Consider the following 12,617-nt stretch of genomic DNA (forward strand, 5'->3'; position numbering starts at 1 on the left):
CTCCTCACTTAAAAATTATAAAAGGCCAAAAATAGGCGCAATGATGCTATCTAAAAATACAAATACATGTGGAATAACTACCTGGAAAATAGGTTGAATTGTGTAATTACTAAGCGGTGTAATAACGAGAATTAATAACGCAATTGCCCCGTATTTTTCATACTGTGTCATTTTCGCGCGAATATTTGCTGGCGCTAAATCTTCCACTACACGATACCCATCAAGTGGCGGGATCGGTAATAAGTTAAATACAAGTAAAACGATATTCAGCATAATAAAAATCTGGAAAAATTGAGCTAACGTATCTGCTACTGCAGATGGAATTGAGTATAATACACCAAATTTTAATAAGCTATACCAAATAATTAAACCAATTGCGCTTAAAATTAAATTACTAATCGGCCCCGCAATTGAAACTAATACACCTGCAAGACGCGGTCTTTTAAAGTTATATGGGTTAACAGGAACCGGTCTTGCCCAACCGAATCCAAGAATTAATACTGCAATCAAACCTATAGGATCTAAGTGTGCCATCGGTGATAAAGTCAAACGACCTTGTCTCTTTGCTGTATCGTCTCCAAATTTATATGCTACATATGCATGTGCAAATTCATGAACTGATAATGCGATAATAATGGCCATTGCTACCAAAGGAATTTGGTGCAACGGGTATCTAAATAACTGATCCATGCTTCATCTCCTCTTCCATATGTCAAAAAAAGAAATTATTTGTTTTTTCGATTGTTCTTCCCTATAATCCGCTATAATAAGAGTGTAACTTACATAAAAGGAGCGATTGTACATGCCATACGTAACAGTGAAAATGCTAGAAGGACGCACAGAAGAACAAAAGAAAGCTCTTGCTGAGAAAGTAACAGCAGCAGTAAGCGAAACAACTGGTGCTCCTGAAGAAAACATCGTTGTTTTCATCGAAGAAATGTCTAAAAACCATTATGCAGTTGGCGGAAAACGCTTAAGCGACAAATAATTTCAAGTTTTTTCATAAGAAGCAGCCATTAGCTGCTTCTTATTTCTTTCCTTCTAACAACTCAATAATTCTCTCTTTATATTTTCCTTTTCTTCCATCTTCATAGATTAAATCATGCGGATAGAATAGCTTTTGATCCGTTCTTTTCTTACCTGTAATCGCCTCAACAATATCCGACTCACGTGAAAGCTCTCTAAGCTCTCCGTTTGGCATAAGAAGTAGGATTGGTAGACGCTCTTCTTCTTCTCCTGCACGATAAAAGTCATACGGTAAGTCTGATGTTGAATCGACTACTAAATAATACTCCGGATCAAGTCCAATCTTTTTAAATAAACTACTTAATTCCATCCAATTATCTAAACCGTGTTTATCTGTAAACTCTACATATTTAAATAGATTTCGATTCATAAAACGGCGGCATAAATCGCTTAAAATTGGATCTTCTTCTTCCTGCCATACTTGGAAGTAGTAATACATAACGTTCTCGTCTAACTTTAAATAATCCTCTACTGTTACTTCTTCTTCAAATAAAGAATAGAAATGAACAGGATGATTTTTAAATGTATAATACTTCTCGTGCAGTGATTTCGCACGGTGTAAAATCTTCGTTAAAATAACTTCTGCACTTCGCGTTACCGGGTGGAAATATACTTGCCAATACATTTGATAACGACTCATAATGTAATGCTCAACAGCATGCATACCACTATTTTTAATGACTACTTGATTCCCATACGGACGCATTACACGCAGTATACGTTCCATATCGAAGTTTCCGTACTTTACGCCTGTAAAATAAGCATCTCTTAATAAATAATCCATACGATCCGCATCAATTTGACTCGAAATCATACTAATCGCTAATTTATTAGTAGACGTTTTTGCAATTACATCTGCTACCTTTTGTGGAAACTCCTTATCAACACGACTTAATACATCATTAATCTCCGTATCGCCTACGATAATCTTTTGCGTAAATTTCTCATGATCTAATGAAAATACTTTTTCAAACGAGTGAGAAAATGGGCCGTGGCCGACATCATGAAGTAATGCCGCACATAAACATAACAATCTATCTTCAGCATTCCAATTTGGTCTGCCATCAAACACATCATCAATCATACGACGAATAATTTCGTATACACCTAACGAATGAGTAAAGCGACTATGCTCTGCACCGTGAAATGTAAAAAATGTCGTTCCAAGCTGCTTAATACGGCGCAAGCGTTGAAATTCTTTCGTTCCGAATAAATCCCAAATAACACGATCACGCACGTGCACATATTTATGTACTGGGTCTTTAAACACTTTTGTTTCGCTGAGTTTGTCGTTTAAATATACCACTTTCCGACATCCCCCTTTCTTTACTACATTCTTACTTTATATTATAAACGAAATGAGAAACAGAAAGAAATGAAAGACTGTATTAATTCCCTTTATAAAAAGAAAAAATCACCTTTACCGAAGTAAAAGTGATTTCCTTTATACATTATTTACCTAAAACGAATTCAGCAACTTCGTCTAAGATCATATCTTTCCCTAGTGGGAAGTAACCTTTGTTTAAGTCTTCATTTTTAATTGTAAATACGTGGTTATTTTTAACAGCGTTCATGTTTTTCCAAATTGATTCTTCTTGGAATTCTTTTAAGCGCTGAGAACCGTCACCAGTTGTAAATACGAATAAGTAATCTGGGTTGTAATCGATTAAAGCTTCTTTTTGTACTTGTACTAACGGTTTATCAGTTGGTGTACCTTTAACTGCCGGTAGTTTTAAATCATTAAAGATTACGCTACCGTAACCGTAGTCACCGTATACGCGGAAAGCATTTGGATATGCAGCCATTTTCATAAATGTTGCTTCACCAGTTTTAGCGACGATTTTGTCATGTAATTTGCTTGCTTTTTCATCATACTTTTTGAACCATTCTTTTGTTTCTTTTTCTTTACCGAGGATTTGACCTACTTCTTCGAATTTTGGACGCCATTGATCTAACGGAGTGTTTAACATAACTGTTGGTGCAATTTTAGATAATTGGTCATAAATCTTTTCTTGACGATTATTTACAAGAATTAAATCTGGTTTTGCAGCAGCTACTGCTTCGATGTTAATTTTATCGCCCCAAGCAGAACCAACGGGTTTAACGTCTTTTAGTTTCTTTTCAATATGTGCATCAATTTTTTCTTGAGATGTATTAGCAGTAATAACCGGTTTCATACCGAAAATTAGTAATTCTTCTGTTGAACCACTAAGGTCAGCAATTTTCTTTGGGTTTGCAGGAATTTTAATTTCCCCTTTTGCATGTTTTACAGTGCGCTCTTCAGTCTTTGCATCTGCTTTCTTTTCTTCTTCTTTGTTAGAACAAGCTGCAAATAGTACAGAAGTCACAACTAGTACCATTGCTAATAGTGCCATTTTAAAATTCTTCATGTTCCCACTCCTTCTAGCTGTATTTATCTTATAAGTTACAATGAACTATAAGAAACAAAGATAACAATTAATTAATATATATTTATTAACTGTTGTTAATAACCCATTCTAACGGGCGTTCAACTTCCCATTCATATATAAGAAGCTCAACGTCCATTAGAAGCCCCCTCTTTACGAGGGGGTTCTACTTATGCTTTTTTACGCAATTGATTACTAATCATCGCTAAATCATATGTTAAACAAATTGGCTTACAGTTTACTGGACATGGAACGATTTGAGCTTCAATCTCAAATACGTTACGAAGTGTTTCACTTGTCATAACTTCATCTGGTGTTCCTTGTTTCATTAACTTACCTGCTTTTAATGCAATCATATGATCAGAGAAACGAGAAGCGTGGTTTAAGTCATGGATAACCATAACAATCGTTCTACCTTCTTCTTCATTTAACTTTTTCAATAAGTTTAATACTTCTAATTGATGAGCCATATCTAAGTACGTTGTTGGTTCATCCAATACAAGTAATTCTGTTCCTTGTGCAAGAGCCATTGCGATCCAAACACGTTGACGTTGGCCACCTGATAGCGCTTCTGCTGGACGATTCGCAAATTCTTTCATTCCTGTCACTTCAAGTGCCCAGTTAATGTAGCGATAATCCTCTTCTTTCAACGTGCCAAACCCTTTTTGATGAGGGAATCTTCCATATGACACAAGCTCAAATACAGTAAGACCCGTTGGCACTTCTGCAGTTTGTGGTAAAATCGCCATTTTCTTTGCAATTTCTTTCGTTGGCTGTTTCTCAATTGCTTTTCCGTCAAGATAAACAGTACCTTGCTTTGCCTTCAAAATACGAGACGCCGTTTTTAATAATGTGGACTTCCCACAACCATTTGGTCCAATAATTGTTGTAATTTTCCCTTCCGGAATTTCAACTGTTAACCCGTCAATAATTAAACCTTCATTATAGCCAACAGATACCGCATCCACCGCTAAAGTTGCCATACGAAAAGCCTCCCTTTATTTTGTCCTCATAAGTAAATAAATGAAATATGGTGCACCAATTACAGAAATAACAAGACCGACTGGTATTTCTGAAGTTGTTAATACACTTCTTGAAATTACGTCTGCAAATAAAAGTAAAAACGTTCCTATTAGCGCAGCTGTGGGCAACATAATTTGATGTTTACCACCAACAAGGCGCCTTGCTAAATGCGGGGCCATTAAACCGATAAAGCCAATTCCGCCTGCAACAGCAACAGATGCACCTGCTAAACAAACTGCAATAAATAATAATTTACGTCTTTCTTTTTCTACGTTTACACCAAGGCCAACTGCTGTAGAATCGCCTAGGTTCATTACATTTAATATGTGTGCTTTACTTATAGCAAGCGGTAAGAAAATAACCATCCATGGAAGTACACTTAATACGAATTTCCAATCTGTACCCCATAGACTTCCCGCCAGCCAAATCGTAGCAAAACGAAAATCGTTAGATGTCATCTTCATAGAGAAAATTAAACTAACAGCTCCAAATCCAGCTGCAACGGCAATACCGACAAGTATTAATCGAGTCGATGAAACGCCGTCTTTCCATGCTAGTAAATAAATAATTACCGCTGCTAATATCGCTCCAACTAGTGCGAAGAATGGAAGAATGAATACAGATAAAAATGTACCAGTCCCTACTTTCCCGAAGAAGAAGTAGACGAATATAACAACTGTTAATCCCGCTCCAGCATTAATACCTATAATACCTGGATCAGCAAGCGGATTTCGTGATAAACCTTGCAAAATCGCACCTGACATAGCTAAAGCAGATCCGACTAGTATAGCAATTACCATACGCGGCATACGGAATTCAAATAAAATAACAGACTGATCTTCAGCCCCTAGTCCAACCAATGACTTTAATACGTCCATTGGCGGGATTTTAAAAGTTCCTGTATTTAAACTAATAAGAAATATAGAAACGATTAGTCCTACTAAAATCGTTAATATAGAAATGTTCTTTTTTGTTAAGACACTCGTCCTCACATCTTTCCTCTCCCTTCATTACGTGCTAAGTAGAGGAAGAATGGAACCCCAATTAGCGCTGTAATTGCTCCAATTGGCGTTTCAAATGGCGGGTTAATAACGCGAGATAACATATCTGCACATTCAATTAACAGCCCACCTAAGACCGCAGAACATGGAATAACCCATCTATAGTCCGAGCCTACAAGAAAACGAGTCATATGCGGAATTACAAGACCAACAAATCCAACTGATCCTGCCATGGAAACTGCGGAACCCGTTAAAACAAGAACAAGTACTGTTCCGATAAATTTAATCAATGTCGTATTTTGACCAAGTCCAATTGCAATTTCTTCACCGAAGCTCAAAATTGTAATATATCTCGACATCATAATTGCGATAAAAAGACAAACAAGGCCAATTGGCACTAACATATTAATACTTTGCCATTTCACTCCAGCAACTCCGCCTGCATTCCACATGCTTACCTCTTGGGCAAGATTGAAATACAATGCGATTCCAGATGAAATTGCCCCTAATAAAGCACTAATAGCTGCACCTGCTAAAGCTAATTTCACAGGTGTTAATCCACCTGGTGAAGAAGACCCAATTCCATATACAATGCTTGCACCAAACGCAGCTCCAATAAAAGATGCGATAACAAACATTAAATAAGGTGAATTAGGAAAAAATGCATACATAATTGCAATTCCAAATACAGCCCCATCTGTAATCCCCATTAACGATGGTGAAGCAAGTGGATTTCGCGTCATACCTTGCATAATTGCTCCTGATACCGCTAAAAAGGCACCTGCAACTACGCCCCCTATTGCTCTAGGCATGCGAAGCTCTTGAATTACATTATGATGTGTAATAGATCCATCAAACTGAAATACAGCTTGCCATACAGTCTTTAAACTAATATCTGCAGCCCCAAAAGAAATAGAAACTGCCATGCTTAAAGCTAACAAAACTGTACCCGCTACTAAAATAATAGAAGCGATAAGCGGTCTGCTCTTAATCTCTTTAACATTCTCTTCTTGCTGTTCTATACTGCTTGCGCTCGCTTCCATCCCTCAACCATCCTAACTAACAACATATATTTATTGAAATGAAATTTATTCTCAAATAGTAATAAAAAAATTAGGTGAATTGTTATTTTCCTGATAATGATTATCAGAATCAGACACTTCTATTCTACCTATCGCTTTAAAAGACTGTCAACCATTATTTTGAAATATAAATTTATATAAATTGGAATTTCAATACAAAAGTTATATCTATCCTTTAGAAAACGTTCGTCCACACAAGAGTACTTTCGCAGAATAAATCATTCCTCTTATGGGCATAAAAAAGAAGAGTAATCTTTTCACTCTTCTTTTTCTTACTTATTTAACTTTGCTTCAATTTTTGCGATTAACTCATCTTCTGTTGGAGCCGCAACTGGACGGTTATTTACAAATGCGAATGATTTTTTACGACCAGGACCACAGTAAGACTGACATCCAACTTCAATCGTTGCACATGAATCTACTTTTTTTAACTTCGGAACTAACGTTTTAACGTTCGTTGCCTGACAGTCATCGCACACGCGAAACTCGTTTCCCATTATATAACACTTCCTCTATTTTAAACTTTTCTCAAGTACATTTAAAAATAAACACTAAATGGTATTTTACCGCTCTTTGAAGCTCGTTGCAAGTTTCCCTACAAAGCCTATTCTCTACATAATGCTACATATTTATATGCTCTTCTACAGAAGCGCTCACCATTCATGGGAAAATTTTTACCTTTCATCGAAATCTACCATATTTTTAAAAGCTTTGTATAAAAGTTTATTTTTTTGCCCATTATAAAAATAGGAAGTTCATAAAAAGAAAGGGAGTTGAATCTATGAAAGTAAGACAAGATGCTTGGACAGATGAGGATGATTTATTACTTGCTGAAACGGTACTTCGTCATGTTAGAGAAGGAAGTACGCAATTAAATGCATTTGAGGAAGTAGGGGATCAGTTAAATCGTACATCTGCTGCTTGTGGTTTCCGCTGGAATGCTGTTGTTCGCTATAGCTACGAACAAGCTCTTCAACTAGCAAAAAAACATCGTAAAGATAAAATGCGTGCTGCAAGCGGTGAACAAGCAAAAAAACGTTTACTTTATACACCACCAGCTTCAGATTCGATAACTGATTATGAAGAATTAGTACAAGAAGAATCAATCGTACAATATAAAGAAGCTATTCCATATCAAGAATCTACTGCTCCTGCTGCAAGAAGCTCTATGACAATGCAAGATGTTATTTATTTTTTACAAACAGTCGGATCTTCAAATATAAAAGTGACAGCTCTTGAAAACGAGAATACGAGATTGAAACAAGAAATTAAAGCACAAATCCTTCGGAATGAGGAACTAGAAAAGAAACTAGAAAAATTGGAAAAGCAATCTCATACTGTACAAGAAGATTACGAAACACTTATGAACATTATGAACCGAGCTCGTAAATTGGCAGTCATGGATGACGAAGAACGTTCTCAAACATCTTTCCGAATGGACCGAAACGGTAATTTAGAAAAAATTGCAGAATAAAAAGGATGCATGTAATGCATCCTTTTTATTATTTCACCTATAAGCTCCCCCTTTATATGTGAGAAAACTCCATTCTTCATTTTTTGCTATAATAGAGATTGTCATTTTAAAGATAAGGGGTTAGTTATATGAGCAATTCCCGTTCCATTTTATCTCAGCCAGAGTGGCGCATTGTAGATCAATCTAGTTTGGGACCAACATTCCATGCACTTCAGTCATTCGCAATGGATGACACATTATGCACAAGCATTGGAAATGGCAAGTCAGCCGCAACAATGCGTTCTTGGGTTCATCACAATACAATTGTCCTTGGCATTCAAGATTCACGCCTTCCGCATTTAGAAGAAGGTATTTCTTTTTTAAAACAAAACAACTTCAATGTTATTGTCCGTAATTCTGGCGGGCTTGCGGTCGTGCTTGATGAAGGTGTTTTAAACGTATCACTTTTATTCCAAGAAACAGAAAAAGGTATCGATATTGATCTTGGATACGATACAATGTGGCATTTGATTAAGGAGATGTTAAAGGATTACGACGTTACTATCGAGGCAAAAGAAATTGTCGGCTCTTACTGTCCTGGTAGTTATGACTTAAGTATTCGCGATCAAAAATTCGCTGGTATTTCACAACGTCGTATTCGCGGCGGTGTCGCTGTCCAAATCTATCTCTGCGCTACCGGAAGTGGCTCTGAGCGTGCCGCACTCGTTCGTGATTTTTACAGCCTAGCAATTCAAGGGGAAGAAACACGCTTTACGTACCCTGAAATTGTACCAAGTACGATGGCCTCACTCTCAGAATTACTTGGCGAAACCATTACAGTACAAGATTTAATGATGCGTCTTTTAAAAACATTGCAGCAATTCGCTCCAAAGTTAACACCATCTCAATTAACAATAGATGAGATTCCTTTATATGAGACGAATTTACAACGTATTATTGATCGTAATAATAAAGCACTTGGTTTAGAAAAATAAAGACCGTCGCTATAATAGCGACGGTCTTTATTTCAATTCATTATAGAATTAAAGTGCTTGAGCTGCTGTAATTAAAGCTAACTTGTACACTTCTTCTTCGTTACATCCACGAGATAGGTCATTTACAGGCATGTTTAAGCCTTGTAAGATTGGCCCTACTGCTTCGAAGTTACCTAAACGTTGAGCGATTTTGTAGCCGATATTACCAGCTTCTAAGCTTGGGAATACGAATACGTTAGCATCACCTTTAATTGTAGAACCTGGAGCTTTTTTCTCAGCTACAGATGGTACGAATGCAGCATCGAATTGGAATTCTCCATCTAAAGTTAACTCAGGAGCCATTTCTTTTGCAATGCGAGTTGCTTCTACAACTTTTTCTGTTTCTGGAGATTTCGCAGAACCTTTTGTAGAGAAGCTTAACATAGCAACGCGTGGATCAATGCCGAATAACTCAGCAGTTTTCGCACTTTCGATACCGATTTCAGCTAAATCTTGACTGTTTGGTGCAATGTTAATTGCGCAATCAGCGAATACATATTTCTCTTCTTCACGTACCATGATGAATACGCCAGAAGTTTTTGTAACGCCTGGTTTTGTTTTAATAATTTGAAGTGCTGGACGAACTGTATCAGCTGTAGAGTGAGCTGCACCACTTACTAGACCGTGTGCTTTGCCCATGTATACAAGCATTGTACCGAAGTAGTTTTCGTCTTTAAGGATTTTGCGAGCGTCTTCTTCAGTTGCTTTACCTTTACGGCGTTCAACGAAAGATGCTACCATTGCATCCATTTCTTCGTATGTAGCTGGGTCGTAAATATCAACGCCTGCTAATGTTAAATTCATGCTAGCAGCTTTTGCGCTAATTTCTTCTCTATTACCAACTAAGATTGGTTTTACTAACTCTTCTTTTGCTAAACGCTCTGCAGCGCCTAAAATTCTTTCATCAGTTCCTTCAGGAAGTACGATAGAAATGCCTTTTCCTTGAACTTTTTCTTTTACTGTTGTAAATAAGTTGCTCACGAATAAACCCTCCTACATATGTTAAAAAAACTCTATCTTTAAGAATACTGCTTTTCTTCTATATTTTAAACTTATAGCTCCCAAAAAATAGATAAAATAAAAATGATTATATTTTCATAAAATTCAGCCGTTAAATTCACCTTGCTTAAACACTTAAATGTGACAATTTTATGCGCCAAGGTTTTATATAGATGATTTTAAAACTATATATGCTATAGTTAACGTGTAAAACTATCATTAACTGAGGTGAATAGAATGAGTGAAGCAACAACAACGTTAGATGGCTGGTATTGTTTACATGATTTACGTTCTATTGATTGGGCTGCATGGAAAACATTATCTAGCGACGAACGCGGACAAGCAGTGTCTGAATTTTTAAATGTCGTTGAAAAATGGAACGAAGTAGCTACTGCGAAAAAAGGTAGTCACGCAATGTATACAGTTGTTGGCCAAAAAGCTGATATTATGCTTATGATTTTACGTCCAACAATGGAAGAGTTAAATGAAATTGAGACAGAATTGAATAAAACAACTTTAGCTGAATATATGGTTCCTGCATATTCTTACGTATCTGTTGTTGAATTAAGCAACTATCTTCCAGCTGATGAGGATCCATACCAAAACCCGCAAATTTTAGCTCGCTTATATCCTGAATTGCCGAAAGCAAATCATATTTGCTTCTATCCAATGGATAAGCGTCGCCAAGGTGATGACAACTGGTACATGCTTCCTATGGAAGAGCGTAAAAAAATGATGTACAGTCATAGTAAAATTGGACGTCAATACGCAGGTAAAGTACGCCAAGTGATTTCAGGATCTGTTGGATTCGACGATTTCGAATGGGGCGTAACATTATTCGCTGACGATGTTCTTCAATTTAAAAAACTTATATATGAAATGCGCTTCGATGAAGTAAGTGCTCGTTATGGTGAATTTGGAACATTCTTCGTTGGAAACAGTTTACCAGACGAAAAAGTAGAGAAATTTTTACACATATAAATGGTGAAAAGGAACGAAATTCGTTCCTTTTTTTATTCTTCTCTATATTTATCCTCAAAAATCCCCTTTTTTCTGCACTTTTGAAGAAAAACCGACATTTTTTCAAATTTATTGTAAAATTGTAACCTTTTTATATGTAAAGATATGCTAAAATGATACGAGCTATATGCTAAATAACGATGCGAAGGTGATAATCTATATGAAAAAAATTTTGTCTATTTTACTATTGTTTGTATTGTCAATTTCTTCCTTAGGAGTAACAACATCCCATGCGGAAGAAAAAATACATATTGAGGCAGCCGCTGCACTTTTATTTGATGCAGATACAGGAAAAATACTTCACGAGCAAAATCCAGATGAATTGCTAGCTATTGCTAGTATGTCGAAATTAATTGTTGTTTACGCTGTTTTAGAAGCAATTAAAGAAGGAAAAATCACATGGGATACGAAAGTAAATATTTCTGATTACGCTTATGAAGTCTCTCGTAATAATGAATTCTCTAATGTACCGTTCGAAAAAGGACGTCAATATACTGTAAAAGAATTATATCATTCTATTGTTATATTCTCTGCAAATGGATCTAGTATCGCTTTAGCAGAACTTCTTGCAGGAAGTGAGAAAAACTTCTTAAATCTTGCAAATGAACATGCTAAAAAGCTAGGATTAAAGAAATATAAATTTGTAAACGCTACGGGCTTAAATAACGCTGACTTAAAAGGAAAACATCCTGAGGGTACTGATCCAAATGCAGAAAACTCTATGTCAGCTCGTGATATGGGTATGCTTTCAAAAGCAATGATTACAAAGTATCCAGAAATGCTAGAGGATACAAAACAAAGATTTAGAAACTTCCCAGACAATCACCCAAAACCAATTCGTATGGAAAACTGGAATTGGATGTTACCAGGAGCTGCTTTCGCTTATGAAGGTACTGATGGTTTAAAAACTGGAAGTTCTGATACAGCTGGATACGGATTTACTATTACTGCTAAACGTGGTGATGTACGTCTTATCTCGGTTATTATTAAAACAAAATCAATGGATGAACGTTTCACAGAATCTCGTGAATTAATCGAATATGGATTTAATAACTTTGAAAAACAAAAACTAAAAGTTAATAAGAACAATACAATCTCTGTAGTAAAAGGGAAAGAAGACCAAGTAACTGTTGCACCCGAAAAAGAAATAACAGTAATTGCGAAAAAAGGTAGCAAAGAACCTTATAAAATTGGGACTGAATTAGATAAATCTCTTGCTGAAGATGGACATTTAGTTGCTCCTATTAAGAAAGATGCCAAAGTAGGCTCAATTACTTTAGAATCAACTGATAAATATGGTTTCTTAGACGGTAGTAAAAGTATGAAAGTTACTGCAAAAACGACAGAGGAAGTTGAAAAAGCAAATTGGTTTGTGTTAACAATGCGCTCTATTGGTGATTTCTTCTCAAACTTATGGTCTAAAGTTTTTTAATAAAAAAGCTGGCTCACGCTAGCTTTTTTTATTTTCCGCTCTCAATGTAAAACTTCGTTTGGTTGTCATATCTGAGCCCTTTTCCTCATACGTATGAACTAGTAATTGTTACACACTTCATCTAGAGATAAACCTCTTT

13 protein-coding genes are annotated in these 12,617 nt (G+C 36.2%); 5 read left to right on the top strand and 8 right to left on the bottom strand.

Translation table 11 applies throughout. The features are described from left to right. Positions 1 to 15: 15 nt before the first annotated feature. Entirely contained in the window at positions 16 to 690 is a 675-nt protein-coding gene (locus MHB52_RS27565) for a site-2 protease family protein (RefSeq protein WP_000372456.1), read from the bottom strand. Between the two features lie 112 nt (positions 691 to 802). Here MHB52_RS27565 and MHB52_RS27570 point away from each other — a divergent pair, with 112 nt between their 5' ends. After that, on the top strand, positions 803 to 988 hold the full coding sequence (locus tag MHB52_RS27570) for a 2-hydroxymuconate tautomerase (protein WP_001147171.1): 186 nt from the start codon (positions 803 to 805) through the stop codon (positions 986 to 988). 39 nt (positions 989 to 1,027) lie between these two features. On the opposite strand, the gene MHB52_RS27575 is transcribed toward MHB52_RS27570, so the two are convergent. The 6 genes from MHB52_RS27575 to MHB52_RS27600 all read right to left on the bottom strand — a co-directional run bounded on the left by MHB52_RS27575 (position 1,028) and on the right by MHB52_RS27600 (position 7,037). Next, positions 1,028 to 2,332, bottom strand: coding sequence for an HD domain-containing protein (locus tag MHB52_RS27575; RefSeq protein WP_061664279.1), 1,305 nt, complete (start codon positions 2,330 to 2,332; stop codon positions 1,028 to 1,030). Between the two features lie 145 nt (positions 2,333 to 2,477). After that, entirely contained in the window at positions 2,478 to 3,416 is a 939-nt protein-coding gene (locus MHB52_RS27580) for an ABC transporter substrate-binding protein (protein ID WP_000787725.1), read from the bottom strand. Between the two features lie 188 nt (positions 3,417 to 3,604). Then, positions 3,605 to 4,417, bottom strand: a complete 813-nt coding sequence (locus MHB52_RS27585; protein WP_000212068.1) for an ABC transporter ATP-binding protein — start codon at positions 4,415 to 4,417, stop codon at positions 3,605 to 3,607. A gap of 15 nt (positions 4,418 to 4,432) precedes the next feature. Further along, positions 4,433 to 5,449: a FecCD family ABC transporter permease gene (locus MHB52_RS27590; RefSeq protein WP_001260757.1), complete on the bottom strand. Its 1,017-nt coding sequence runs from the start codon at positions 5,447 to 5,449 to the stop codon at positions 4,433 to 4,435. Continuing rightward, positions 5,446 to 6,501 (bottom strand): FecCD family ABC transporter permease, encoded by a 1,056-nt coding sequence (locus tag MHB52_RS27595; RefSeq protein WP_000388296.1) that lies wholly within the window; start codon positions 6,499 to 6,501, stop codon positions 5,446 to 5,448. Before MHB52_RS27595 ends, MHB52_RS27590 begins: the two co-directional genes overlap by 4 nt. Positions 6,502 to 6,812: 311 nt before the next feature. Next, complete coding sequence (locus MHB52_RS27600; protein ID WP_000526078.1) at positions 6,813 to 7,037, bottom strand: DUF1450 domain-containing protein; 225 nt, start codon at positions 7,035 to 7,037, stop codon at positions 6,813 to 6,815. 284 nt (positions 7,038 to 7,321) lie between these two features. Between MHB52_RS27600 and MHB52_RS27605 the strand changes: the two genes are divergently transcribed. Then, entirely contained in the window at positions 7,322 to 8,014 is a 693-nt protein-coding gene (locus tag MHB52_RS27605) for an RsfA family transcriptional regulator (protein WP_000868358.1), read from the top strand. 128 nt (positions 8,015 to 8,142) lie between these two features. Beyond that, positions 8,143 to 8,988: a lipoate--protein ligase family protein gene (locus MHB52_RS27610; protein ID WP_000071952.1), complete on the top strand. Its 846-nt coding sequence runs from the start codon at positions 8,143 to 8,145 to the stop codon at positions 8,986 to 8,988. Between the two features lie 48 nt (positions 8,989 to 9,036). On the opposite strand, the gene pta is transcribed toward MHB52_RS27610, so the two are convergent. Further along, complete coding sequence (gene pta / locus MHB52_RS27615) at positions 9,037 to 10,008, bottom strand: phosphate acetyltransferase (RefSeq protein ID WP_000067225.1); 972 nt, start codon at positions 10,006 to 10,008, stop codon at positions 9,037 to 9,039. A 255-nt stretch (positions 10,009 to 10,263) separates the two neighbouring features. Here pta and hemQ point away from each other — a divergent pair, with 255 nt between their 5' ends. Beyond that, positions 10,264 to 11,007, top strand: coding sequence for a hydrogen peroxide-dependent heme synthase (gene hemQ, locus MHB52_RS27620; protein ID WP_061664278.1), 744 nt, complete (start codon positions 10,264 to 10,266; stop codon positions 11,005 to 11,007). Between the two features lie 199 nt (positions 11,008 to 11,206). Then, entirely contained in the window at positions 11,207 to 12,478 is a 1,272-nt protein-coding gene (locus MHB52_RS27625; protein WP_061664277.1) for a serine hydrolase, read from the top strand. Positions 12,479 to 12,617: the final 139 nt, after the last annotated feature.

Source organism: Bacillus sp. FSL K6-0073 (genome assembly GCF_038006085.1).
Classification (GTDB): domain Bacteria; phylum Bacillota; class Bacilli; order Bacillales; family Bacillaceae_G; genus Bacillus_A; species Bacillus_A cereus.

Excerpts from the sequence above, each read along its gene's own strand:
- MHB52_RS27565 (WP_000372456.1), bottom strand. The coding sequence starts at position 690 with ATGGATCAGTTATTTAGATACCCGTTGCACCAAATTCCTTTGGTAGCA.
- MHB52_RS27570 (WP_001147171.1), top strand. The coding sequence starts at position 803 with ATGCCATACGTAACAGTGAAAATGCTAGAAGGACGCACAGAAGAACAA.
- MHB52_RS27580 (WP_000787725.1), bottom strand. The coding sequence starts at position 3,416 with ATGAAGAATTTTAAAATGGCACTATTAGCAATGGTACTAGTTGTGACT.
- MHB52_RS27585 (WP_000212068.1), bottom strand. The coding sequence starts at position 4,417 with ATGGCAACTTTAGCGGTGGATGCGGTATCTGTTGGCTATAATGAAGGT.
- MHB52_RS27595 (WP_000388296.1), bottom strand. The coding sequence starts at position 6,501 with ATGGAAGCGAGCGCAAGCAGTATAGAACAGCAAGAAGAGAATGTTAAA.
- MHB52_RS27600 (WP_000526078.1), bottom strand. The coding sequence starts at position 7,037 with ATGGGAAACGAGTTTCGCGTGTGCGATGACTGTCAGGCAACGAACGTT.
- MHB52_RS27605 (WP_000868358.1), top strand. The coding sequence starts at position 7,322 with ATGAAAGTAAGACAAGATGCTTGGACAGATGAGGATGATTTATTACTT.
- MHB52_RS27610 (WP_000071952.1), top strand. The coding sequence starts at position 8,143 with ATGAGCAATTCCCGTTCCATTTTATCTCAGCCAGAGTGGCGCATTGTA.
- hemQ (WP_061664278.1), top strand. The coding sequence starts at position 10,264 with ATGAGTGAAGCAACAACAACGTTAGATGGCTGGTATTGTTTACATGAT.
- MHB52_RS27625 (WP_061664277.1), top strand. The coding sequence starts at position 11,207 with ATGAAAAAAATTTTGTCTATTTTACTATTGTTTGTATTGTCAATTTCT.